Below are 23,492 nucleotides of genomic sequence, written 5' to 3'. Positions count from 1 at the left end.
TTGCGGCCCCCTTTGCAACTGTCAGTCGTTGACGCTGATAACCCGCGCACGATTGACCGCCTGCCCCCGCGTGGCCAGGCAGTAATACAGCGGCACCGTCACCAGCAAGCCGATCAACCAGGACAAATCAGCCCCTTCGACAAGGTTCGAATACGGCCCCACATACAGCGCGGTGTTGGCAAACGGCAACTGCACCGCAATCCCGCAGGCATAGGCAATGATCGCGTGGTGGTTGAAGCGGCCATAGATGCCGCCGTCGGCACTGAAGATAGACGCGATGTCGTACTGGCCCTTCTTGATCAGGTAGAAGTCGATCAGGTTGATCGAGGCCCACGGCACCAGCACCAGCAGCAGCGCCAGGATCAGGCCGATGAACTGGCCGATGAAGCCCGCCGAAGCATTCAGTGCAACCATCCCGCAGCCCAGCAGAATCACCGAGGCCAAAATCACTCGCACCTTGATGCTCGGCGTCCACTTGGCGAAGAAGGTCTGGATGGCCGTGACGATCGACAGCACCGCGCCATACAGGTTGAGCGCGTTATGGCTGATGATGTTGAGCAGGAACAGCACCATCAGGATCGGCCCCAGCCAGCCCGTGGCCTGCTTGACCGCGTCCATCGCGTCGGTGCCTTCTGGCACGCACAGCACCGCCACTGCACCAAAGCTGAAGCACAGGATGGTGCCCAGGGTGGCGCCGAAGTAGGTCGCCCAGAACGGCTTGGCAATGCCGACTTCCTTCGGCAGGTAGCGCGAGTAGTCCGAGGTGTACGGCGAGAAGCTGATCTGCCAGATCGTGCCCAGCGACACGGTGGCGATGAAGCCGGACAGGTTGAACGCCCCGCGGCTGAAGAAATCAGCCGGCAGCTCCTGGACGAACATCATGATGAAACCGGCCAGCAGCGCCGAGCCCATAACCCAGGTACCGATGCGGTTGAGGATATGGATGAAGCGGTAGCCGATCACGCCGATGGCCGTCGCGCTGAGGGCGCCGATGACGATGGCACCGGGCATCGGCACGCTCGGGGCAATGCCGTGGATGGTCTTGCCCGCCAGCACGATATTGGAAATGAAGAAGCCGACGTAGATCAGCGCCGTGAAGAACACGATCAGCAAGGCACCATAGCGGCCGAACTGGCCGCGGCTCTGGACCATCTGCGGAATGCCCAGCTGCGGTCCCTGCGCAGAAGCCAGGGCGATGACCACCCCCCCGGCAAGATGGCCCAGCACGATGGCGACCAGGCCCCACAACAGGTTCAGGTGGAACACCTGGACCACCATGGCGCCGGTGACGATGGGCAGTGGCGCAATGTTGGTGCTGAACCAGAGGGTGAACAGGTCGCGCGCCTTCCCATGGCGCTCGGCAGGTGGAACGTAATCGACCGTGTGATTCTCGACAAACTGGTGTTGCGATGACGGTTGGGACATGGTTTTCAGCTCGAAAGGTCGTTTTTATCTTTGTAAGGAAACCGCGTCTAGGCGGCCTCTCAGCTGCGGACCATATTATGGTATTCCAAACTTTTGACAACACTGATTCGGTCTAAAAATCTTCAACTGATCCGGTTCAGCAGCCGCGCTCAGGGCGTCTCGCTTTCTCCAAACCCCCTATTCACGCGGCTTTGCGCCATTCATCGCGAATTTTGCACGGCAGAAAATTCCGCTTGCAAATCGAGTATTACGGTATACCATCAGACACATCAACGATAAAAAGCGGCCCACCGCTACCCCTTTCGAGGTACACGCCATGATCGACGCAACCGTCTATAAGAACGTCCTGGGCTCCTTCCCCTCAGGCGTCACCGTCATCACCACCCTGGACGACGACGGCTCGATCGTCGGCCTCACCGCCAGCGCCTTCTCTTCGTTGTCGATGGACCCGCCACTGGTGCTGTTCTGCCCCAACTACAGCTCCGACTCCTACCCTGTGCTGATCAAGCAAAAGCGCTTCGCCATTCACCTGCTGTCCGGTGAACAGCAAGCCGAAGCCTATGCCTTCGCGAAAAAGGGCAAGGACAAGGCCACCGGCATCGAGTGGACCCTCAGCGCCCTGGGCAACCCGTTGCTGGCCAATGCCACCGCCATTATCGAATGCGAACTGTGGCGTGAATACGAAGGTGGCGACCACGCCATCATGGTCGGCAAAGTGCACAACCTGATCGTCCCCGAGCAAGCCCCGCAGCCGATGATCTACTGCCGCGGCAAGATGGCCAGCCTGCCCGCCTTCGCCTGAAGCACCTAGCCTTATTACTGACGCCTGGTGCGCCAGGCGAGACTTTCAAGCTCCGAGGAAAGCCCCATGAAATTTTCGTTGTTCGTACACATGGAACGTTGGGATGAACAGGTCAGCCATCGCCAGCTGTTCGAAGACCTGACCGAACTGACCCTGATGGCCGAGCACGGCGGTTTCAGCACCGTGTGGATCGGCGAACATCACGCCATGGAATACACCATCTCGCCAAGCCCGATGCCGCTGCTGGCCTACCTCGCTGCGCGCACCGAGAAGATTCGCCTGGGCGCTGGCACCATCATCGCGCCGTTCTGGAACCCGATCCGCGTGGCTGGCGAATGCGCCCTGCTCGACGTGATCAGCAACGGCCGCATGGAAGTGGGCCTGGCCCGTGGCGCCTACCAGTTCGAGTTCGATCGCATGGCCAATGGCATGCCCGCCACCGACGGCGGCAAGGCCCTGCGCGAAATGGTGCCGGTGGTGCGCAAGCTGTGGGAAGGCGACTACGCCCACGACGGTGAGGTGTACAAGTTCCCCACCTCCACCAGCGTACCGAAGCCTTTCAACGCCGAACCGCCGATGTGGATCGCCGCCCGCGACCCGGACTCGCACAACTTCGCCGTGGCCAACGGCTGCAACGTCATGGTCACCCCGTTGATGAAGGGTGATGAAGAAGTGCTGGACCTGCGCAACAAGTTCCAGGCGGCCCTGGACAACAACCCGGATGTGCCACGCCCGCAACTGATGGTGCTGCGCCACACCCACGTGCACAGCCCGTCCGAACCTGAAGGCTGGAAGGTCGGCGCCCAGGCCATTTCGCGTTTCTACCGCACCTTCGATGCCTGGTTCGGCAACAAGACCGTGCCGGTCAATGGCTTCCTTGCGCCAAGCCCGGAGTCGAAGTTTGCCGAAGTGCCGGCGTTCCAGCTGGAGAACATCCGCAAGAACACCATGATCGGTACACCCGAAGAAATCATCGCGCGCATCAAGTACTACCAGGAACTGGGCGTCGACGAGTTCAGTTTCTGGTGCGACAACAGCCTGCCCCACGCCGAGAAGAAGAAGTCGCTCGAGCTGTTCATCAACGAAGTGGTGCCGGCGTTCGCCTGAATTCCCTTTGCCTGAAGTAGTTGCGGGATCAGCCCGCTCCCGGGGGTCCTTGTGGCCCTCGCGAGCGGGCATTTTTTTGAGTTTTTCGGCCAGTACAGACGCCGCGCAAATCAAGGGATCAAGACGCCTTTCGTCCCCCGGCAAGAGATTTTTCCAGCCCCCTCTTGCGCAACAAATATTATGGTATACCATCAGACAACAAGAGCTGATAACCCTCACCAGGAGCCACCCATGAGTTTCGAAATCCGCAAGATCGTCACCTACTCCGAAGAGACCCGCATCGAAGGCGGCAAGGCCACCGACAAACCGGTGACCATGGTCGGCCTGGCCGTGGTGATCAAAAACCCATGGGCCGGTCGCGGTTTTGTTGAAGATCTGAAGCCGGAAATCCGCGCCAACTGCTCCGAGCTGGGTGCGCTGATGGTCGAGCGCCTGACCGCCGCCATCGGCGGTGCCGACAAGATCGAAGCCTACGGTAAAGCCGCAGTGGTCGGCGCTGATGGCGAAATCGAGCACGCCTCTGCCGTGATCCACACCCTGCGCTTTGGCAACCACTACCGCGAAGCGGTGCAGGCCAAGAGCTACCTGAGCTTCACCAACAAGCGCGGCGGCCCAGGTACCTCGATCCAGATCCCGATGATGCAGAAAGACGACGAAGGCCTGCGCTCGCACTACATCACCCTGGAAATGCAGATCGAAGACGCCCCACGTGCCGACGAAATCGTCGTGGTCCTGGGCGCCGCCGACGGTGGCCGTCTGCACCCGCGCATTGGTAACCGCTACATCGACCTGGAAGAACTGGCTGCCGAAAAAGCCAACGCTCAATAACAACAACCAAGACGGGCCGGGGCGTGGCGTGCTTACCCGCCGCGCCCGACCTTCAAGGAGCGCCCTCCATGATTCAGCCTGTCGCTGAACGTACACCGGCCGGGACCAGTTACCTGGTTCAAGGCCAGGGCCAGGCTGTGGTACTGATCCACGGCGTGGGCCTGAATAAAGAAATGTGGGGTGGTCAGTTCGTTGGCCTGGCCAACGACTACCGCGTCATCGCCTATGACATGCTCGGCCACGGCCAGAGCGCGCTGCCAGCCGCCGACACCAGCCTGGAAGGCTACGCCGCCCAACTCGCCGAGCTGCTCGACCACCTGCAGATTGCCCAGGCAACCGTCATCGGCTTCTCCATGGGCGGCCTGGTAGCCCGCGCCTTCGCCCTCGCCTACCCGCAACGGCTGGCGGCGCTGGTGGTGCTCAACAGTGTGTTCAACCGCACCCCCGAGCAAAGTGCCGGGGTAATCGCCCGCGCCGCCCAGGCTGCAGAACTGGGCCCCGACGCCAACGTCGACGCCGCCCTCGACCGCTGGTTCAGCCGCGAATACAAGGCCGCCAACCCGGCCCAGGTCGCCGCCATTCGCCAGGTACTGGCGAGCAACGACCCGCAGGGCTACCACACCACCTATTCGCTGTTCGCCACCCAGGACATGTACCGCGCCAGCGACCTGGGCAGTATCCAGGTGCCGACACTGATCGCCACCGGCGAACTCGACTCGGGCTCCACCCCGGCCATGACCCGCCAGCTTGCCGCCAGCATTCCGGGCGCGCACAGCGTGGTCCTCGCCGAGCAACGGCATATGATGCCGGTGGAAGCACCGCGTGAAGTCAACAAGATGCTGTTGGACTTCCTCAAGCAAGCCCGCACCCTCACCGAATCCGCCAAGGGGATTGTTGCATGACCCTCGTACGTTTCCAGATGTGCATCGACGGCCAATGGCTCGATGCCCAGAGCGGCAAGACCTTCGACAGCCTCAACCCGGCCACCGCCCAGGCCTGGGCGCAACTGCCCGACGCCGACGAAGCCGATGTGGAGCTGGCCGTGCAGGCCGCTCAGCGCGCGTTCGACAGCAAAGCCTGGCGCAGCATCACCGCCACCGCGCGCGGCAAGCTGCTGCGCCGCCTGGGTGACCTGATCGCCGAGAACAAGGAGCACCTGGCCCAGCTGGAAAGCCGTGACAACGGCAAGCTGATCCGCGAAACCCGCGGCCAGGTCGGCTACCTGCCAGAGTTCTTCCACTACACCGCAGGCCTTGCCGACAAGCTCGAAGGCGGCACCTTGCCGCTGGACAAGCCGGACCTGTTCGCCTACACCGTGCACGAGCCGATCGGCGTGGTCGCCGGGATCATCCCGTGGAACAGCCCGCTGTACCTGACCGCGATCAAGCTGGCCCCGGCCCTGGCCGCCGGCAACACCATCGTGCTCAAGCCGTCCGAACATGCCTCGGCGACCATCCTCGAACTGGCTCGCCTGGCCCATGAGGCCGGCTTCCCGCCGGGCGTGGTCAACGTGGTCACCGGCTACGGCCCAAGCACCGGCGCGGCGCTGACCCGCCACCCGCTGGTGCGCAAGATCGCCTTCACCGGCGGCGCCGCCACCGCCCGCCACGTGGTGCGCAGCAGCGCCGAGAACTTCGCCAAGCTGTCGCTGGAGCTGGGCGGCAAGTCGCCGAACATCATCTTTGCCGACGCCGACCTGGACAGCGCCATCAACGGCGCCGTGGCCGGCATCTATGCCGCCTCCGGGCAAAGCTGCGTGGCCGGCTCGCGCCTGCTGGTGCAGGACGAGATCTTCGACGAGTTCGTCGCCCGCCTGGTCGAGCGTGCCAAGCGCATCCGCATCGGCAACCCGCAGGACGAGGCCAGTGAAATGGGCCCGATGGCCACCGCCCAGCAACTGGCCGTGGTCGAAGGTTTGGTCGCCGCGGCCAAGGCCGAAGGCGCCAAGCTGCACCTGGGCGGCAAGCGTGCCGAGGTCGAGGGTGACGGCTGGTTCTACGAGCCGACCCTGTTCGAGTGCGACAGCAACGCCATGACCATCATGCAGGAAGAGGTGTTCGGCCCGGTGGCTGCGGTCATCCGCTTCAAGACCGAGGAAGAGGCCCTGGAAATCGCCAACGACTCGCAGTTCGGCCTCGCCGCCGGCATCTGGACCCGCGACCTGGGCCGCGCCCACCGCCTGGCCCGCGACGTGCGCTCGGGCATCATCTGGGTCAACACCTACCGCGCGGTCTCGGCCATGGCGCCGATCGGTGGTTTCAAGAACAGCGGCTACGGCCGTGAAAGCGGCATCGATTCGGTGCTGGCCTATACCGAGCTGAAGACCGTGTGGATCAACCTGTCCACCGCGCCCATGCCCGACCCGTTTGTGATGCGTTGAGAGGTAGCACGAGATGATCGAACCAGGCATCTACAAAGACGTGATGGGCTCGTTCCCGTCCGGCGTTACGGTGGTCACCACCCTGGACGCCGACGGCGGCATCGTCGGCATCACCGCCAGCGCGTTCAGCGCGCTGTCGATCGAGCCGGCGCTGGTGTTGTTCTGCCCCAACTACGCCTCCGACACCTACCCGATCCTGCGTGACAGCAAGCAGTTCGCCATTCACCTGCTGTCTGCCGACCAGACTGCCGAGGCTTATGCGTTTGCCGGCAAGGGCAAGGAGAAAGCCAAAGGCATCGACTGGCACCTGAGCGAGTTGGGCAACCCGTTGCTGGCCAAGGCCACGGCGATCATCGAGTGCGAACTGTGGCGCGAGTACGACGGCGGTGACCACGCGATCATCGTCGGCGCGGTGAAGAACCTGGTGCTGCCGGCTGCGCCGGTGACGCCGATGGTTTATCACCGGGGCAAGCTGGGCGCCCTGCCGCCACTTGGCTGACAGACCCCGACCGTCCTGCTTTTAGGGGCCGCGCTATCGCCTCACCCTCGGTAGCGGCCCCTGTTTTCTTCCGGAGTACAGTGCATGAGCAACGAAAAGTACGAGAAAGGCCTGCAGATCCGCACCCAGGTGCTGGGCGAGGAGTACGTCAACCGTTCCATCCAGAACGCCGACGAGTTCACCAAACCGCTGCAGGAGCTGGTCACCGAGTACTGCTGGGGCCATGTCTGGGGCCGCGATGGCTTGTCGCTCAAAGAGCGCAGCATGATAAACTTGGCCATGATTTCCGCGCTCAACCGGCCCCACGAACTCAAGCTGCATATCCGCGGCGCATTGCGTAATGGGCTGAGCCGTGAACAGATTCGCGAGATCCTGCTCCAGGTCGGCATTTATTGCGGCGTACCCGCGGCGGTGGACAGTTTCCGCCTGGCCCGCGAAGCGTTCGCCGAAGCCGATGCGGAGTCAACCCGTTAACAACGGGCTGTTCGAACCACTGCAAGGAGTGCCAAGGTTCCAGGCACTCCGCGATGTTGGCGCAACAGCCTCATAAAGAGCGCACCTGATGAAACGCCAGCCACTCGACGACAGCTTCAAGGTCAACCGCAACCCCGTTACCCTGCGCGAAATCGTGCTCGACAAGCTGCGCGCCGCGATCATGAACTTCCATCTGCTGCCGGGTGACCGCCTGGTAGAACGCGACCTCTGCGACCGCCTCGGGGTCAGCCGTACCTCGGTGCGAGAAGCGCTGCGCCACCTGGAATCCGAAGGCCTGGTCGAATTCGCCGATGCCAAAGGCCCGCGCGTGGCAATCATTACCCTGGAAGATGCCCGCGATATCTACGAGCTGCGCTGCGTGCTCGAAGGCCTGATCGTCCAGCTGTTCACGCTCAATGCCAAGGCCAAGGACATCCGCGCCCTGGAACGCGCGCTGGAGGTCAACCGCGAAGCGCTGGAAGAAGGCGAGCTGCAACAGGTGCTCGACTCGGTGCAAGGCTTCTACGACGTGCTGCTGGAAGGCTCCGGCAACCAGGTCGCCGCCCAGCAGCTGCGCCAGTTGCAGGCACGCATCAGCTACCTGCGTGCCACCTCGGTCTCGCAAGAGAACCGCCGGGGTGCCAGCAACCGGGAGATGGAAAAGATCGTCGAGGCGATCAAGGGCGGCGACCCGCTGGTTGCCCACCAGGCCTCGGTCGATCACGTCCGCGCTGCCGCCAAGGTAGCCCTGGACTACCTGCGCCAGAAGCAGGATGACAACACCAAGGTGCGCGACATGGTCGAGCCCCTGGCCCTCAAAGAACCCCGTATAGAACCCCGCATAGGCCGCTGACCATGCCCAACGCCCCGCGCTACTGCCCGCACTGCACCACGGAACTGGCTCGGGGCGTTCCCACAGGCGACACCCACGAACGCCTGCGCTGCACCGCCTGCGGTTACATCCATTACATCAACCCGAAGATCATCGCCGGCTGCATCATCGAGCGCGATGGCAAGTACCTGTTGTGCCAGCGCGCCATCCCGCCGCGCCCTGGCACCTGGACCTTGCCTGCAGGCTTCATGGAAGCAGGCGAAACCACCGAGCAGGCGGCGTTGCGCGAAGTGTGGGAAGAAAGCGGCGTGCACGCCGAAATCGTCTCGCCCTATTCGATCTTCAGCGTGGCCAAGATCAGCGAGGTGTACATCATCTTCCGCGCCATCGCCACCCAGGAGACCGGGCAGTTCGGGCCGGAGACCCTGGCCTACAAGTTCTTCGAACCGGGGGAAATCCCCTGGGACGAAATCTACTACCCGGCGATCCGGCAGATTCTCGAGCGTTACATTCTTGAGCGCCAGGCGGGGGTCTACGGCATCTACATGGGCAACGACGATACCGGCAAGGTGCACTTCATTCGCTGAGCCTGGTCCGGCCCTTTCGCGGGGCAAGCCCGCTCCCGCAGGCCACCTTTGAATCCGAATGCAGAGGGGCACCTGTGGGAGCGGGCTTGCCCCGCGAAAGGGCCGGACAAGGCGACATAAAGGCCTCGCCAATTGGCCATTCTCGGTGCACCCTTATGCTCCCAGGCAAAAGGATCGGCAGAGCACATGGCGAAATGGCTAGATGGCGGCGGGCTGATGGCCGAACACATCCGCCAGCATGATTGGCACAGCACCCCACTTGGCCCGCTGCAGGCATGGCCCAGCGTACTCAAGACGACGGTGGCACTGTGCTTGGGCTCGCGCTTCCCGCAGGCAGTGCTATGGGGCAATGAGCTGATTACCCTCTACAACGACGCCTTCACCGAGATTCTCGGCAGCAAGCCGCAGGCCCTGGGCCGCCCGTTCAGCGAGGTGTGGCAGGAAGCCTGGGGCGAGATCGGCGCCATGGCCGACCGCGCCCTGGCCGGTGAAGCGGTGTTCATCGAAGACTTCCCGCTGGTCATCGACCGCAACGGTGGCCCGGAGCGCGCCTATTTCACCTTCTGCTACAGCCCCATCCGTGGCGAGGACGGCAGCGTACTGGGCATGCTCGACACCGTGACCGAAACCACCACCAGCGTGGTCAACAGCCAGCGCCTCAACTTCCTCGACGGCCTGGGCCGCGAGGTGGCCAACGCCACCGACCCCGAGCGGATCATGGCCATCACCACGCGCATGCTGGTCGAGCACCTGCAGCTTTCCAGCTGCGCCTACGCGGTCATGGATGCCGACCAGGATGGCTTCAACATCTGCGGCGACGCCGTGGCAGCCGGTTCGCCACGGTTGATTGGCCAATACCGCCTGGCCGACTTCGGCCGCCTGGCAGTCAGCCAGTTGCGCGCTGGCGAGCCGCTGGTCATCAACGACAACCTCAGCGAACTGGCCGCCGAAGAAGCGGCGACCTTCCAGGCCATCGGCATCACCGCGACCATCTGCATGCCGCTGATCAAGGACGGTCGCCTGACCGCACTGATGGCCATCCACGACAAGGCGCCCCGGGTGTGGACCGGCTACGAGCTGCGCTTGATCGGCGAGGTGACCGAGCGCTGCTGGTCGCATATCCAGCGGGTCCAGGCCCATGCCGAAGTGCGCGAGGCGATGGCGGCGCTGGAGGCGCTCAATGCCACGCTGGAACAGCGCGTCGACCAACGCACCAGCCAACTGCTGCACACCGAAGCCGTCTTGCGCCAAGCGCAGAAGCTTGAAGCCATCGGCCAGCTCACCGGTGGCGTGGCGCACGACTTCAACAACCTGCTGACCATCATCCGCTCGTCGCTGCACTTCCTGCAGCGCCCCGACCTTGAGCAAAGCCGTCGCGAACGTTACCTGAAGACCATGGCCGACACCGTCGACCGCGGCGCCAAACTGACCGGCCAGTTGCTCGCCTTCGCCCGCCGGCAGGCATTGAGCCCGCAAGTGTTCGAGGCCGGGCCCCGCCTGGAGGCCATGGCCGAGATGCTCGATACCGCCACCGGGGCGCGTATCAAGGTGGAACTGCAACTGCCCGACGCGCCTTGCCATATCCGCGCCGACCTCAGCCAACTGGAAACGGCGGTGATCAACCTGATGCTCAACGGCCGCGATGCCATGGCCGGCGAAGGCACCTTGCGCCTGCGCCTGTTGGCCGATCAGCACATGCCCGCGCTGCGTGGTCAGCCTGCGCCAGCGGGCACGTTTGCGGCCATCTCGGTGGTGGACAGCGGTATCGGCATTGCCGCGAAGTTGCTCGACCGCATCTTCGACCCCTTCTTCACCACCAAGGCCCCCGGTGAAGGGACCGGGCTTGGCCTGTCCCAGGTGTTTGGTTTCGCCAAGCAGTCCGGTGGCGATGTAGCCGTGGTCAGCGTCGAGGGCGAAGGCACAACGTTCACCCTGTACCTGCCGCAAGAGGCCCCGCCTGCCGAACCGGCCGACGTCACCGCCGCCCCCACCCAACCCGAGGTCGGCAAGGCGCGAGGGCGGATACTGGTGGTGGAGGACAACCCCGACCTCTGCACGTTCACCGCGCAGATTCTCGAGGACCACGGCTACCGGATCAGTTGGGCAAATTCGGCAGAGGAAGCGCTGGCCTTGTTGGCCGGCCCGGCGGGCGATTTCGATGCCGTGTTTTCCGATGTGCTCATGCCCGGCATGGGGGGCTTGGCGCTGGCCCGCGAACTGCGGCGCCAACGCCCGCAACTGCCGGTGATCCTCACCTCGGGCTACAGCGATGCGATTGCCGAAGGCGGCCACCAGGGCTTTGCCTTCCTGGCCAAGCCGTACTCGGCCGAGCAGGTGTGCCAGGTGCTGGCCAAGGTGCTGGGAAGCTGAACAGCGGCTAACGCGGGGCGGCCAGCAACCGCGCCACACTCTGCGCCAGCTCGGCGCGCCGGTACGGCTTGCGCAACACCTCGAAGCCCTTGAGCTCGCGGGGTGTAAGGTTGGCATAGCCGGTGATGATCAACACCGGCAGGTCAGCCTGGCGCTCGCGCATCTGTTGGGCAAAACGCACCCCGGTCATGTCGGCCATGACGTGGTCTGTCACCAGCACGTCCGGCTGCCAGCCCTGCTCCACCCGCTGCAGCGCTGCCGCGGCACTGCTCGCTTCGCACACCTCGTAACCCAGGTCGCGCAACTGCAAGGCCGTGGCATGGCGCACGATCTCCTCGTCGTCCACCAACAGAATTCGGCTGGCACGGTCGGCCAGTGGCGCCTCTGCACTGTCACTGTCACGGCCAACCGCGGCGACATCGCTGATCGGCAACCACAGCGTGGCCACAGTCCCCTCCCCCTGCTGCGAGCGAATCGCGAAGCCACCACCCGACTGCACCGCCAGCCCCTGCACCATCGGCAAGCCAAGGCCGGTGCCCTTGCCCACGCCCTTGGTGGAATAGAATGGCTCGACGCAGCGGCGCAGCTGCTCATCGCTCATGCCGCTGCCACTGTCGCGAACCTGCAGCCAGGCCAACGGCGCGCCCGTCATGCCCATCGGGTTCGGCGGGCCGTCGGCATCGAGCCCGGCGACGATGCTCAGGGCACCGCCGCCGGCCATGGCGTCGCGGGCATTGACCACCAGGTTGAGCAGCGCCAGCTCCAGTTGATGCGGATCGACCAGCACGGCGGGCAGCAACGGGTCGACTTGCACCTGCACGGCAATGGTCGGCCCAAGCGAGCGCGCCATAAGTTCGCGCATATCCTCCACCAAGGCAGCCAGCGACACGGCTTGTGGCTTGAGGGTCTGTCGACGGGCGAAACTCAGCAAGCGCCCCACCAGGTTGCGCGCCCGCTCGGCGGCTTGCAGGCCACCGTCGATCAAGCGGGGGGCTCGCTCGGATTGCGGGTGCCGACGCATCAATTCGAAGGAGGCGATAATTGGCGTGAGCATGTTGTTGAGGTCATGGGCGATGCCACCGGTCAACTGGCCGATCATCTCCAGCTTGTGCGCTTCATGCAGTTGCAGAATCGCCGCCTCGCGCTCGGCCAGCACGGCCGCGACGCGCTCCTCCAGGCTTTCGTTGAGCAGGTGCAGGGCACGCTCTGCACGGGCATGGGTAATGGCCGCCCAGGCTTGCTTGGCGGCATCCTCGACCAGTTGGCACTCGTCTTCGAAGCAGTGATGTGGCGTGTGAAAGTGCACGGCAAGCATGGCTTCCAAGCGGCCGGCGCGCAGCACCGGCACATGCAGCGTACTACACAAGCCGCTCAGCGGCGCCGATGCGCTGTCATAGGCCTGCTGTACCACCTTACCCGCCACCAACTGCTCACGTAGCGATGTTCCGAACGTGGTGTAGCGGTGCTGGCCGACCCTCGAAGGCAGGCCGTCAGCCCAGTCATGCGCAACCTTGTAACCTGCGCCGTCGCCCAGGTCCTCGCCGAAACACACCTGCGTCGCCCCCAGGTGCTGGGCGAGGCGTGCCACCACATAGGCCTCGATACGCTCCGCTTCACCCAGCCCAGGCAAGGTGCGGCCCAGCTCCAGCAAAAACGCCTGGCGCTGTTGGAAACGAACCCGTTCGGTGGTTTCAGTCACGAGGCACAACACCCCGCCAACGCTGCCATCGGCTTCGCGCACGGCGGAATAGGAGACATCGAAGTACACGGTCTCACCCAGACCGCGACGCTCTATATAGAACGGGCGGTCCTTGGCTGAAAACGTCTGGCCGGTCTCACGCACGCCACGCAGCAGCGGCTCAAGGTCGTCCCACAGCTCACGCCAGTTGTCCTCAGCCGGGCGCCCCAGTGCCTGGGGATGCTTGGTACCAATGGTCGGTGCATAGGCATCGTTGTAGAGCGCTACGTAAGTTTCGCCCCAGAACAGCACGAACTGCGCCTGGGCCGGCAGCAATGTAGCCATTACCGCCTGCAGGTGGGGCGACCAGTGCTCGGGGGGGCCGAGCGGCGAGCTGCTCCAGTCCATCGACTGCAGCAGACCACCGATGGTGCCGCCGTTGAGCAGAAAATGCAGTGGCGGAGTGTGCGCATCGCGTTGCTGTAACAGGTTCATGTCTGGGAAGCCCCGGGCACCTTGCTATCCATCTTACGATAGGAGCGTTGCAATCAACGGTTCGTTCCACAGAAATCAGCGGTTGTTCAGCGGCGCCCTTCGGCCAGCATGCGCAGGGCAAGGCCGGCCAGTACGGTGCCCATCAGCCAGCGCTGAACCTGCTGCCACACGGGCCGGCCACCGAGAAACACGGCGATGGAACCGGCCATCACGGCGATCAGCGCATTGACCGATACGCTGATCGCGATTTGCGTGCAGCCCAGCACCAGCGACTGCACCAGTACACTGCCGTGACCGGGCTCGATGAACTGCGGCATCAGCGACAGGTACATGACCGCAATCTTGGGGTTCAGCAGGCTGGTGGCAAAACCCATGGTGAACAGCCGCCGCGGGCTGTCGGCAGGCAGTTCACGTACCTGAAATGGCGAGCTACCGCCAGGCCGCAGCGCCTGCCAGGCCAGGTACAGCAAGTACAGTGCGCCGCCGATGCGCAGCACGTCATAGGCAAACGGTACCGCCATCACCAGCGCGGTGATGCCCAGCGCCGCGCAGAGCATATAGATGACGAAGCCCAAGGCCACGCCGCCAAGGGATATCAAGCCGGCGTTACGGCCTTGGCAGATCGAGCGAGAAATCAGGTAGATCATGTTCGGCCCGGGCGTCAGCACCATGCCCAGGCAGATCAGCGCGAATGTCAGCAGTTGGGCGGTTTCGGGCATGGGGCACATCCTGGCTGTGCGAAGAGAAGCGGCAAGTGTATCCGAGCCACGTCAGCGCCGGTAGATTCAGCCCAACTGCCCGGCAATCAGCCCCAGGGCCACCGCGATCATGGCCAGGCCCGATACCCGTCCGACCATCTTCGCCGCCCCAGGCCGGGTGCTCAGTACGGCCTTGGCGCCATAGCCCACCAGCGAATAGATCACCAGCGAGCTGCACAGGTGCACCAGCCCGAGCAACAGGATCTGCAGCGGCACGGGCCAGCTGGAGTGTGGGTCGGTGAATTGCGGCAGCAGGGCAAGAAACAGCAGGAACACCTTCGGGTTCAGCCCGCTCACGCAAAAGCCCTTCAATGCCCAGCGCGAACCGGAGTCCCCCACGCCGTCCTGCCCCGCCTGCGGCACACCCGGGCTCAGCAGCAGGTTGCCGCCCAGCCACAGCAAGTAGGTACAGCCCGCCAGCGTCAGCAACATCAGCGCCAGCGGGTACCCAGCGAGCAGGCTGCCCACGCCCGCAGCCACCACCAGGGTTGCCAGGAAGTGCCCAGACAACATGCCTGCCACCGCAGGCATCACCCAGCGCCCGCGCATGCCCGCCGAGATGGCATAGGCCCAGTCTGCGCCGGGGGTGATCACGAACAGCAACGACACGGCCCAGAACGCCGTCAGCACACTGATTGCCACTTGAGTCTTCCTTATGTCTTGTCTTGGTGTGCAGAAAGATTACGGATTCCGCCGGGGCATTTTCTTTCGTATATTCCCCATCACTACATAAAGACTGGAAGATTCTTCTCAATGGACCGGACCGATCGAAAAATCCTTGCCGAGCTGCAAAAAGACGGGCGCCTGTCGGTGACCGAGCTGGCTGACCGCGTAGGGTTGAGCTTGTCGCCCTGCCATCGTCGCCTTAAGGCGCTGGAAGACACCGGCGCCATTCTCGGGTACCACGCGCGCCTGGCACCGGCCGCGCTGGGGCTGAATTTTGCCGCGCTGGTGTTCGTCACCCTGCGCGAGGTGACGCGCCAGCCGGTGGCGGACTTCGAGGCAGCGCTGGCCGAGATCCCGCAGATCGTCGAGGCGCAGCGGTTGTTCGGCGACCCGGATTACCTGCTGCACGTGGTGGCGAAGGACCTGCCAGCGTTTCAGAGGCTATATGACGAGCACCTCACCAGCATTCCCAATGTGAAGCGGCTGAGTTCGACGTTGGTGATGAAGGAAGTGATTCAGGACCGGCTGTTACCGATGCAGTGACAATTTCTGATTTTCTACCGCCTGTTCACCTGCACTGGAAACGCGCACTGCGCACCACGCCGGCTCACCTGTGCTGTTTCCCGACAGCCTGCAGCCCCCAACCTCAAGGCTTTCAGCGCGGTGGCCCGCTCCTTGCTACCACTCGTCCCTTAACCTTTTGTCAGCCTTAGGTTTTTTAAGGTTTATGGGCACATATTTACTAATTTCTCGTTATCCCGACTCCCCGCATCATCCCTCCAACAAGAACGCGTTGCCCTTCGCCGGCACGCCCCCGGGCAGTACCCCCTGCCCCACCTTGCCTTGGAGTCAGTCATGACCAGTGCAGCCAACACGGCACCCCTCATAGAAAAACACACGATCGGCTACGTGCCCCCGCAAGACCGCCATGGAAAGGTAAGGGATCTGTTCACATTGTGGTTCGGCGGCAACATCGCGCCGCTGCCCATCGTCACCGGCGCGCTGGGCGTGCAGTTGTTTCACCTGAACCTGGTGTGGGGCATCATCGCCATCCTGGTCGGCCACCTGGTCGGCGGGGTGTTGATGGCGCTGCACTCGGCCCAGGGCCCGCAGATGGGCATCCCGCAGATGATCCAGAGCCGCGCCCAGTTCGGCTCGCTCGGTGCGCTGCTGGTGGTGGTGATCGCCGGGGTGATGTACATCGGCTTCTTCGCCTCCAACATCGTCCTGGCCGGCAAGTCGCTGCATGGTGTGGTCGAGGCCGTACCGGTACCGGTGGGTATCGTCATCGGTGCGCTGGGATCGGGCATCATCGGCATCATCGGCTACCGCTTCATCCACGTGCTCAACCGCATCGGCACCTGGGTGCTGGGCATCGGCATCGTGGTCGGCTTCGGCTACATCTTCAGCCACGTGCAAAGCGACGACTTCCTGACCCGCGGCGGCTTCAACCTGGCCGGCTGGCTGGCCACCGTGTCGCTGGCGGCGCTGTGGCAGATCGCCTTTGCCCCTTATGTGTCGGATTACTCGCGCTACCTGCCGGCTGACGTGAAAGTCTCATCGACCTTCTGGACCACGTACCTGGGCTCGGCCCTGGGTTCGAGCCTGTCGTTCATCTTCGGCGCCGTGGCGGTGCTGGCGATCCCGGCCGGCATGGACACCATGGACGCGGTCAAGCTCGCCACCGGCACCCTCGGCCCGATCATGCTGGTGCTGTTCCTGCTCAGCGTGATCAGCCACAACGCCCTCAACCTGTACGGCGCGGTGCTGTCGATCATCACCCTGATCCAGACCTTCGCCCACCGCTGGATCCCCACCGCCAAGAGCCGCGCGGTGCTGTCGCTGATCGTGCTGACGGCTTGCAGTGTGGTAGCGGTGTTCGCCTCGAAGGACTTCATCGGCCACTTCGTCGACATGGTGCTGGTGCTGCTGGTGGTGCTGGTGCCCTGGACCGCGATCAACCTGATCGACTTCTATGTGATCCACAAGGGCGACTACGACATTCAGTCGATCTTCAAGGTCGATGGCGGCATCTACGGGCGCTACAACCCACAGGCGCTGATTGCCTATGCGGTGGGCATCGTGGTGCAGATCCCGTTCATGAACACGCCGCTGTACGTCGGGCCGATCTCCGAGCACATCAACGGTGCCGACCTGTCGTGGCTGGTCGGGCTGCTGGTCACCTCGCCGCTGTACGGGTGGCTGGCGAGCCGCGACAGTGCCTATCGTCGTCGGCAGACCAGCGCCAAGCTGGCGATGGGCGTCTGATCGCCCGCTGAGCCAACCTGCATCACCAGCAACCGGCCCGTGGCAACACGGGCCGGTTTGTTTCTGACGCCCCGCACGGCGTTTTTAACCGCCTCGCCATTTTTCCAGCAGGATCGACACGAACTTTTCTGCAGCCGGCGACAGCGAAGCCCCACGCCGGTAGACCAGGCCCAGAGTTCGCGTCACCTGTGGGTCGGTGAGGGGCACGCTGACCAGCGTCGGGTGGTCCGCTGCCGGCATGGCCAGGCTGGGCATCGCAGACACACCAAGCCCTGCCTCGACCATGCCGAGCGAAGTGGACAGGTGCTGCACCTCATAAAACCATTTGGGCCGAATGTTGAGCCCCGACAAGGCGTGGTCCAGCAGCATGCGGTTACCACTCAGGCGCCCCACGCCGATCAGGCGGTGGTCAGCGAGCTGCGTCCAGGTCACCGATTCGCGGCTTGCCAGTTCATGATCGCGGCGGCAGGCCAGCACGAAATGCTCGTTGACCAGCGGCACAAACTCGATGTCCGGGTGCTGGCCACTCATCATGTTGATGCCGAAATCGGCCTCGCCGCGCAAGACCGCTTCAAGGCCATCGTTGGCGCTGAGGTCGAGCAGGCGGATACGAATTTTCGGGTATTGCTCGTTGTACTGGCGAATCACGGTGGGCAGAAAGTAGAACGCCGCCGTCGGGATGCACGCCAGGGTGACTTGCCCGGTCTGACGCTCGGCCAGTTCGCGGATACTCAGGATCGAGTCTTCGAAGTCATCGAGCAGGCGCCGCGCCTTGGGCAGGAAATCGCGGCCGACACTGGTCAGGCCAACCCGACGCGTGGTGCGTTCGAGCAAAGGCGTGCCCAGGCCCTCTTCCAGCTTCTTGATCCGCCGGCTGAGTGCTGGTTGGGAAAGGTGCAGGGCCTCAGCTGCTTCATGAAAGCTGCCGAGTTCGGCGATTTTCACGAAAGAACGGATATCTTGCAGCTCATATTCCACAGGTTTGACTCCACTTCATAGCGTCGGCAATTATTCAACTACATGCATTAATCGCTACGATATTTGCATTGGATTGATTTATCAACGCCTGTCACTCTTTCTCTCAACACATCAATGATGCCAATTGATCAACGAGAGTCAGTAGTCATGCAACGAATCCCTTGTGTGCTCATGCGCGGCGGTACCTCCAAAGGCCCTTTCTTCCATGCCTGGGACCTGCCGGCCAATGTGGTGGAGCGCGACGAAGTACTGATCAGCCTGATGGGGTCTGGCCATGAGCTGGAAATCGACGGCATCGGTGGTGGCAGCCCGCAAACCAGCAAGGTGGCGATCGTAAGCCCCTCCCTGCACCCGGACGCCGACGTCGATTACCTGTTCGTGCAGGTCATGGTCGCCGAGCGACGCGTCGACACCGCGCCCAACTGCGGCAACATGTTGTGTGCGGTCGGCCCGTTTGCCATCGAACAGGGGCTGGTGAAAGCCCAAGGCGACAAAACCCTGGTGCGCATTCGCAACATTAATACCCAGACCTTCGTCACCTCGCTGGTGCAAACCCCTGGCGGCACCGTCAAGTACGAAGGCCGCACCGCTATCGACGGCGTACCCGGCACGGCCGCGCCGATCCACCTGACCTTCCTCGATGCGGTCGGCAGCAAGACTGGAAAACTGTTCCCGACCGGGCAGGCCCGCGATGTGTTCGACGGCACGGCCGTCACCTGCATCGACATGGCCATGCCGCTGATGATCATCGAAGCCAGCCAGCTGGGCCTGGCCGGTAACGAGCGCCCTGCCGCCCTGGATGCCGACAGCGCTCTGCTCAAGCGCCTGGAAGCGCTGCGGTTGCAGGCGGGCCGGGCCATGGGCCTGGGTGATGTGCGTGGCATGGTGATCCCGAAACCGGTGGTGGTGTCGCCGCCAACCAGCGACGGCACGCTGCAGGTGCGCTACTTCATGCCGCACAACTGCCACCGTGCGCTGGCGATCACTGGCGCGATTGGCCTGGCCACTGCCTGCGTGACCCCCGGCACCGTGACCGCCCAACTGTTGGGCGAGCACGCCCTGCAACTGTCCGAAGTACGGCTGGAGCACCCCAGCGGCGTCATCGATGTGGCCTTGAGCCGCGACGGCGGCAAGCTGCAGGCGTCGGTGATCCGCACTGCCCGCCGGCTCTTTTCAGGTTACGTGTATGCCCCGACAATGCGCCGCCTTGCCAGCTAGCGCGTACTGCACATGTTCAACCCAAAGCGCATCCGCACAATTTCAACAATGGGTGATGCCTCATGAAACTCATCAAATCGTTGTACTTTCAGATCCTCTGCGCCGTGCTGCTGGGTGTACTGGTCGGCCACCTCTGGGCCGAGCAGGCCGTGGCGCTGAAGCCGCTGGGCGATGCCTTCATCAAGCTGATCAAGATGATGATCGCGCCCGTGGTGTTCTGCACCATCGTCACCGGCATCGCCGGCATGACCGACAAGCGCTCGCTGGGGCGCCTGATGAGCAAGACGTTGTTGCTGTTCCTGGTGCTGACGGTAATCAGCCTGGTAATCGGCCTGGTGGCCGTGCATGTGTTCCAGCCTGGCGTGGGCATGAACATCGACCCTGCCACCCTGAGCACGGCGGGCCTCAGCCAGTACACCGCGTCGGCGGCCAAGCTGGGTGTGGTCGACTTCTTCATGCACATCATCCCTGACACCTTCATGGGTGCTTTCAACAAAGGCGAAGTGCTACCCGTGCTGTTCATCGCGGTGCTGTCGGGGTTTGCCCTGTCGGCCATGGGCGAACATGGCCAACCTGTGCTGAACGTGCTGGAGTCCGCCTCGCAGATGGTGTTCCGCATCTTCGGCTACCTGATGCGCTTTGCCCCGGTCGGTGCGTTCGGCGCGCTGGCCTTTACCGTGGGCCAGTACGGCATTACCTCGCTGGGCGCCTTGGCCAAGCTGGTGATGACCCTCTACATCGCCTGCGCGTTCTTTGTGTTGGTGGTACTCGGTGGCCTGTGCCGGCTGCACGGCTTCAGCTTGTGGAAGCTGTTGCGGTTCTTCCGCGAGGAGTTCCTGGTGGTACTCGGCACCTCGTCTACCGAGCCGGTATTGCCACGGATGCTGGAAAAGCTGCAGGCGCTGGGTTGCAGGAAGGGCGTGGTCGGGCTGGTGCTGCCCACGGGCTACTCCTTCAACCTTGATGGCACTGCGATCTACCTGTCGCTCGCCGCCGTGTTCATCGCGCAAGCGTGCAACATCGACCTGAGCCTGGGCCAGACGCTGACCATGCTGGCGATCATGCTGTTGTCGTCCAAAGGCGCCGCCGGTGTGACGGGCAGCGGTTTCGTGGCGCTCGCTTCGACGCTGACGGTGATCCACGATATCCCACTGGCCGGCCTGGCGCTGCTGATCGGTATCGACCGTTTCATGTCAGAGGCACGCGCCCTCACCAGCCTGGCCAGCAACGCCGTGGCCACCGTGGTCATCTCGCTGTCTGAAGGTGCTTGCGACCGGCAGGTGCTCAAGCAAATGCTGGCAGACGGGAAAATGCCGCCTGCGGCCATCGCCGAGCCGAACGCCCCCTGGTCGGCCGCCGAGCCCACCCGCCAAAGCTGACCCCCTCCGCACCTACGTAAAACGCACCGCCCGGCAGGCATGACGCCGGGCGGCAAGACCGCCGTTTGCCTTGCGTTCGGCCACACTGACAATAACAACAAGAGAGAAAACCATGCTGGCATTGCTGGGTTTGACCATGGTGGTGGTATTCACCTACCTGATCATGAGCAAACGCTTGTCGCCTATCGTCGCCCTGACCTTGGTGCCGATCGTGTCCGCCGTGATCGGGGGCTTCGCGCCCGACCTTGGCAAAATGATGCTCGACGGCCTGAAAATGGTCGCACCCTCGGCAGCATTGCTGCTGTTCGCCATCCTGTTCTTCGGCCTGATGATCGATGCCGGCCTGTTCGACCCGCTGATCCGCATGATTCTCAAGCGTGTCAACGGCAACCCGGTAAAGATTGCCATCGGTACCGCCCTGCTCTCGCTGCTGGTGGCGCTGGACGGCGATGGCACCACTACCTACATGATCACCTGCGCAGCCATGCTGCCGCTGTACAAACGCATCGGCATGAACCCGATGATCCTCGCCACCGTAGCCATGCTGTCGCTGAGCATCATGAGTGGCTTGAGCCCTTGGGGCGGGCCGGCGACGCGGGCGATTGCGGCACTGGGCCTGGACGCGTCCGAGTACTTCATCCCCATGCTGCCGACCATGGTCGGCGGTGCCGCCTGGGTGGTGTTCACGGCATTTCTGCTGGGGCGCGCCGAGCGCAAGCGCATCGGTAACATCCAGCTGCAAGCAGGCGGCGGCAACTGCTACATCAAGGCCATTCTGGAAGATACCCCGCACAAGCGACCACGGCTGGCCTACGTCAACCTGGTGCTGGTGGTGGCAGTGATGATCGCCCTGGTAGCCGGGGTGATGCACGCCGCGATTCTGTTCATGATCGGTTTTGTCGCCGCGCTGATGATCAACTACCCGCAACTGAATGTGCAGAAGGAGCGGATACTGGCGCACTCCGGCAATGCCATGACCGTCGTACTGCTGGTATTTGCCGCAGGCATCTTCGCGGGCATCTTCTCCGGCACCAAGATGGTCGATGCGCTGGCGCAGACCTTGGTCGACTGGATTCCGCCATCCTGGGGCCACTGGTTCCCGCTGGTGGTGGCCATTACCAGCATGCCGCTGACCTTCGTGCTCTCCAACGATGCCTATTACTTCGGTGTGGTGCCGATCCTGGCCAATGCCGCCGCAGCGTATGGCATCGACCCGGTAGAGATCGCCCGCGCCTCGGTGCTCGGCCAGCCGGTGCACCTGATGAGCCCGCTGGTGGCCTCGACCTTGTTGCTGGTCGGCATGGTCGACCGGGATATCGGCGACTTCCAGAAAGCCACGGTCAAGTGGGCCGTGCTCACCTCGCTGGTCATTACTGCCATTGCGCTGCTGACCGGAGCGCTGTCGTTCTTCGTCTGAATGCCCAACCCACAATAACAAGAGAGTATCCGGACCATGACCCAAGTCATTCTCCGCAGGGCTGCGTGCGGCCTGCTGCTTGCCCATGTGCCCCTGACCCACGCTGCTGGTTTCATCGAAGACAGCGCACTCAAGCTGCAATTGCGCAACGTGTACTTCAACGAGCACTTTCGCGACGAGCAAGGCCTCAGCACACGTGCTGCTGCTACGGCAAAAAGTGAACGGGTGGAATGGGCGCAAGGGTTCTTGCTGGATTACGCATCCGGGTTCACACAAGGCACGCTAGGGGTAGGCCTGGATGCCATGGCACTGGTGGGCGTCAGGCTGGACTCGGGCCGCGGGCGCAGCGGTACCGGCTTGTTGCCGGTGCATGACGATGGCCGCGCGGCCAATGAGTTTGCCAGTGCCGGGGTCACCGCCAAGGCCCGGCTGGGCAAGACCGTGATCAAGCACGGTACGTTGCTGCCCAAGACACCGGTATTGGTGTACAACGACGCGCGCCTGCTGCCGCAGACCTACCAGGGCACCCAGCTGGTCTCCAGCGATATTGACGGGTTGACCTTGACCGGTGGCCATCTGCAGCGTTTCAAGCAGCGCGATTCGTCCGACAGCACTGGCCTGTTCGCCGATGGCTACAGCGGCGATGCATCGGCGGATTTCAGCTATGCCGGTGCCGATTACGCAGTGAGCAAAACCCTGCGATTGAGCTACTTTCGCGGCGAGCTGAACAACTTCTACCGCCAGGACTTTGCCGGCATTGCCCATGAGCTGCCGCTGGCAGGGGGCGTGTTGGCCAGTGATGTGCGTTACTTCAAAAGCCGCGACGATGGCGCAGCACAGGGTGGCCCCATTGATAACGACATGCTCAGCGGCCAGCTCAGCTATGCCCACAGCGGCCACACCGTGGGTGCGGGTTGTCAGGTGCTCGATGGGGTTGCCGGGCTGCCCTACATCAGCGGCGCCACCGTGTATTCGTTCAGCAACGTCGGTATCGGCAAGTTCATTGAAGAAGACGAGAAGACCTGGATGGTCAGTTACGCCTACAACTTCGCGGCAGCCGGTGTGCCTGGGCTGACCTTCATGAGCCGCTACCTGAGCGGTGACAACGACAAGGCAGGTGATGCCGGGGCACGTGAATGGGAGCGCGACAGCGAACTGGCCTACGTCGTGCAGGCGGGCACATTCAAGGGGCTGGGAGTGAAGCTGCGCAACTACGTCTACCGCGCTGATTATTCCCGGGGGCGGGACAGTAACCGGGTCTACCTGACCTATGACATCGCGCTCTGGTAGGGCCTGATTTGCAGCCATTCGCGGCCTTGTGCCGCGAAAGG

At 63.3% G+C, this 23,492-nt stretch carries 21 protein-coding genes; 16 read left to right on the top strand and 5 right to left on the bottom strand.

The window, feature by feature from the left end:
- Positions 1 to 21: 21 nt before the first annotated feature.
- A complete protein-coding gene (locus tag DJ563_RS04795) occupies positions 22 to 1,425 on the bottom strand; it encodes a purine-cytosine permease family protein (RefSeq protein ID WP_274100222.1) in 1,404 nt (467 codons plus the stop codon).
- Positions 1,426 to 1,741: 316 nt separating this feature from the next.
- On the opposite strand from DJ563_RS04795, the gene DJ563_RS04790 reads away from it, so the two are divergent.
- From DJ563_RS04790 to DJ563_RS04745, 10 genes are all read left to right on the top strand, one after another.
- Positions 1,742 to 2,227: a flavin reductase family protein gene (locus tag DJ563_RS04790; RefSeq protein WP_033697327.1), complete on the top strand. Its 486-nt coding sequence runs from the start codon at positions 1,742 to 1,744 to the stop codon at positions 2,225 to 2,227.
- Positions 2,228 to 2,293: 66 nt separating this feature from the next.
- Positions 2,294 to 3,334, top strand: coding sequence for an LLM class flavin-dependent oxidoreductase (locus DJ563_RS04785; protein WP_043203125.1), 1,041 nt, complete (start codon positions 2,294 to 2,296; stop codon positions 3,332 to 3,334).
- A 231-nt stretch (positions 3,335 to 3,565) separates the two neighbouring features.
- Entirely contained in the window at positions 3,566 to 4,162 is a 597-nt protein-coding gene (locus DJ563_RS04780; RefSeq protein WP_003256068.1) for an amino acid synthesis family protein, read from the top strand.
- Positions 4,163 to 4,230: 68 nt separating this feature from the next.
- The gene (locus DJ563_RS04775; RefSeq protein WP_033697323.1) at positions 4,231 to 5,064 is read left to right on the top strand and encodes an alpha/beta fold hydrolase; all 834 of its coding nucleotides are present in this window, start codon (positions 4,231 to 4,233) and stop codon (positions 5,062 to 5,064) included.
- On the top strand, positions 5,061 to 6,542 hold the full coding sequence (locus tag DJ563_RS04770) for an aldehyde dehydrogenase (protein WP_047583887.1): 1,482 nt from the start codon (positions 5,061 to 5,063) through the stop codon (positions 6,540 to 6,542). Before DJ563_RS04775 ends, DJ563_RS04770 begins: the two co-directional genes overlap by 4 nt.
- A 13-nt stretch (positions 6,543 to 6,555) precedes the next feature.
- Positions 6,556 to 7,041 carry a flavin reductase family protein gene (locus DJ563_RS04765; RefSeq protein ID WP_033697321.1) on the top strand — a complete coding sequence of 162 codons (486 nt, stop codon included), beginning with the start codon at positions 6,556 to 6,558 and terminating at the stop codon, positions 7,039 to 7,041.
- Positions 7,042 to 7,125: 84 nt separating this feature from the next.
- A complete protein-coding gene (locus DJ563_RS04760; RefSeq protein WP_033697320.1) occupies positions 7,126 to 7,515 on the top strand; it encodes a carboxymuconolactone decarboxylase family protein in 390 nt (129 codons plus the stop codon).
- 88 nt (positions 7,516 to 7,603) lie between these two features.
- Entirely contained in the window at positions 7,604 to 8,368 is a 765-nt protein-coding gene (locus tag DJ563_RS04755) for a GntR family transcriptional regulator (RefSeq protein ID WP_033697319.1), read from the top strand.
- 2 nt (positions 8,369 to 8,370) lie between these two features.
- The gene (locus tag DJ563_RS04750) at positions 8,371 to 8,934 is read left to right on the top strand and encodes an NUDIX hydrolase (RefSeq protein ID WP_033697318.1); all 564 of its coding nucleotides are present in this window, start codon (positions 8,371 to 8,373) and stop codon (positions 8,932 to 8,934) included.
- A 186-nt stretch (positions 8,935 to 9,120) separates the two neighbouring features.
- Positions 9,121 to 11,304: a response regulator gene (locus tag DJ563_RS04745; RefSeq protein WP_434518920.1), complete on the top strand. Its 2,184-nt coding sequence runs from the start codon at positions 9,121 to 9,123 to the stop codon at positions 11,302 to 11,304.
- Positions 11,305 to 11,311: 7 nt separating this feature from the next.
- On the opposite strand, the gene DJ563_RS04740 is transcribed toward DJ563_RS04745, so the two are convergent.
- From DJ563_RS04740 to DJ563_RS04730, 3 genes are all read right to left on the bottom strand, one after another.
- Complete coding sequence (locus tag DJ563_RS04740; protein ID WP_434518919.1) at positions 11,312 to 13,477, bottom strand: response regulator; 2,166 nt, start codon at positions 13,475 to 13,477, stop codon at positions 11,312 to 11,314.
- Positions 13,478 to 13,563: 86 nt separating this feature from the next.
- A complete protein-coding gene (locus DJ563_RS04735; RefSeq protein ID WP_033697315.1) occupies positions 13,564 to 14,196 on the bottom strand; it encodes a LysE family translocator in 633 nt (210 codons plus the stop codon).
- Between the two features lie 66 nt (positions 14,197 to 14,262).
- Complete coding sequence (locus DJ563_RS04730; RefSeq protein WP_434518918.1) at positions 14,263 to 14,877, bottom strand: LysE family translocator; 615 nt, start codon at positions 14,875 to 14,877, stop codon at positions 14,263 to 14,265.
- Positions 14,878 to 14,988: 111 nt separating this feature from the next.
- Here DJ563_RS04730 and DJ563_RS04725 point away from each other — a divergent pair, with 111 nt between their 5' ends.
- Together DJ563_RS04725 and DJ563_RS04720 are read left to right on the top strand one after the other, a co-directional pair.
- Entirely contained in the window at positions 14,989 to 15,444 is a 456-nt protein-coding gene (locus DJ563_RS04725; RefSeq protein ID WP_434518917.1) for an Lrp/AsnC family transcriptional regulator, read from the top strand.
- Between the two features lie 312 nt (positions 15,445 to 15,756).
- Positions 15,757 to 17,169: a purine-cytosine permease family protein gene (locus DJ563_RS04720; RefSeq protein ID WP_258714734.1), complete on the top strand. Its 1,413-nt coding sequence runs from the start codon at positions 15,757 to 15,759 to the stop codon at positions 17,167 to 17,169.
- 84 nt (positions 17,170 to 17,253) lie between these two features.
- Here DJ563_RS04720 and DJ563_RS04715 read toward each other — a convergent pair whose 3' ends face one another.
- Positions 17,254 to 18,147, bottom strand: a complete 894-nt coding sequence (locus DJ563_RS04715) for a LysR family transcriptional regulator (RefSeq protein WP_033697311.1) — start codon at positions 18,145 to 18,147, stop codon at positions 17,254 to 17,256.
- 147 nt (positions 18,148 to 18,294) lie between these two features.
- Between DJ563_RS04715 and DJ563_RS04710 the strand changes: the two genes are divergently transcribed.
- The 4 genes from DJ563_RS04710 (at position 18,295) to DJ563_RS04695 (ending at position 23,451) form a co-directional block, all read left to right on the top strand.
- Positions 18,295 to 19,365 (top strand): 4-oxalomesaconate tautomerase, encoded by a 1,071-nt coding sequence (locus DJ563_RS04710; protein WP_274100336.1) that lies wholly within the window; start codon positions 18,295 to 18,297, stop codon positions 19,363 to 19,365.
- A 62-nt stretch (positions 19,366 to 19,427) separates the two neighbouring features.
- A complete protein-coding gene (gene dctA, locus DJ563_RS04705; protein WP_274100335.1) occupies positions 19,428 to 20,744 on the top strand; it encodes a C4-dicarboxylate transporter DctA in 1,317 nt (438 codons plus the stop codon).
- Positions 20,745 to 20,835: 91 nt separating this feature from the next.
- A complete protein-coding gene (locus tag DJ563_RS04700) occupies positions 20,836 to 22,161 on the top strand; it encodes a CitMHS family transporter (RefSeq protein WP_434519692.1) in 1,326 nt (441 codons plus the stop codon).
- A gap of 36 nt (positions 22,162 to 22,197) precedes the next feature.
- The gene (locus DJ563_RS04695) at positions 22,198 to 23,451 is read left to right on the top strand and encodes an OprD family porin (protein WP_434518916.1); all 1,254 of its coding nucleotides are present in this window, start codon (positions 22,198 to 22,200) and stop codon (positions 23,449 to 23,451) included.
- The last annotated feature ends 41 nt before the right edge of the window (positions 23,452 to 23,492 follow it).

It is taken from the genome of Pseudomonas sp. NFX1 (assembly GCF_051123555.1).
In the GTDB taxonomy this organism is placed as follows: Bacteria; Pseudomonadota; Gammaproteobacteria; order Pseudomonadales; family Pseudomonadaceae; genus Aquipseudomonas; species Aquipseudomonas capeferrum.
The sequence above is the reverse complement of the archived record's forward strand: the minus strand, read 5'-3'. Positions and strand labels throughout refer to the sequence as shown.

What these genes read in the sequence shown, in the direction of transcription:
- DJ563_RS04795 (WP_274100222.1), bottom strand. Translation starts at nt 1,425, where the DNA reads ATGTCCCAACCGTCATCGCAACACCAGTTTGTCGAGAATCACACGGTC.
- DJ563_RS04790 (WP_033697327.1), top strand. Translation starts at nt 1,742, where the DNA reads ATGATCGACGCAACCGTCTATAAGAACGTCCTGGGCTCCTTCCCCTCA.
- DJ563_RS04785 (WP_043203125.1), top strand. Translation starts at nt 2,294, where the DNA reads ATGAAATTTTCGTTGTTCGTACACATGGAACGTTGGGATGAACAGGTC.
- DJ563_RS04780 (WP_003256068.1), top strand. Translation starts at nt 3,566, where the DNA reads ATGAGTTTCGAAATCCGCAAGATCGTCACCTACTCCGAAGAGACCCGC.
- DJ563_RS04775 (WP_033697323.1), top strand. Translation starts at nt 4,231, where the DNA reads ATGATTCAGCCTGTCGCTGAACGTACACCGGCCGGGACCAGTTACCTG.
- DJ563_RS04770 (WP_047583887.1), top strand. Translation starts at nt 5,061, where the DNA reads ATGACCCTCGTACGTTTCCAGATGTGCATCGACGGCCAATGGCTCGAT.
- DJ563_RS04765 (WP_033697321.1), top strand. Translation starts at nt 6,556, where the DNA reads ATGATCGAACCAGGCATCTACAAAGACGTGATGGGCTCGTTCCCGTCC.
- DJ563_RS04760 (WP_033697320.1), top strand. Translation starts at nt 7,126, where the DNA reads ATGAGCAACGAAAAGTACGAGAAAGGCCTGCAGATCCGCACCCAGGTG.
- DJ563_RS04755 (WP_033697319.1), top strand. Translation starts at nt 7,604, where the DNA reads ATGAAACGCCAGCCACTCGACGACAGCTTCAAGGTCAACCGCAACCCC.
- DJ563_RS04750 (WP_033697318.1), top strand. Translation starts at nt 8,371, where the DNA reads ATGCCCAACGCCCCGCGCTACTGCCCGCACTGCACCACGGAACTGGCT.
- DJ563_RS04745 (WP_434518920.1), top strand. Translation starts at nt 9,121, where the DNA reads ATGGCGAAATGGCTAGATGGCGGCGGGCTGATGGCCGAACACATCCGC.
- DJ563_RS04740 (WP_434518919.1), bottom strand. Translation starts at nt 13,477, where the DNA reads ATGAACCTGTTACAGCAACGCGATGCGCACACTCCGCCACTGCATTTT.
- DJ563_RS04735 (WP_033697315.1), bottom strand. Translation starts at nt 14,196, where the DNA reads ATGCCCGAAACCGCCCAACTGCTGACATTCGCGCTGATCTGCCTGGGC.
- DJ563_RS04725 (WP_434518917.1), top strand. Translation starts at nt 14,989, where the DNA reads ATGGACCGGACCGATCGAAAAATCCTTGCCGAGCTGCAAAAAGACGGG.
- DJ563_RS04720 (WP_258714734.1), top strand. Translation starts at nt 15,757, where the DNA reads ATGACCAGTGCAGCCAACACGGCACCCCTCATAGAAAAACACACGATC.
- DJ563_RS04710 (WP_274100336.1), top strand. Translation starts at nt 18,295, where the DNA reads ATGCAACGAATCCCTTGTGTGCTCATGCGCGGCGGTACCTCCAAAGGC.
- dctA (WP_274100335.1), top strand. Translation starts at nt 19,428, where the DNA reads ATGAAACTCATCAAATCGTTGTACTTTCAGATCCTCTGCGCCGTGCTG.
- DJ563_RS04695 (WP_434518916.1), top strand. Translation starts at nt 22,198, where the DNA reads ATGACCCAAGTCATTCTCCGCAGGGCTGCGTGCGGCCTGCTGCTTGCC.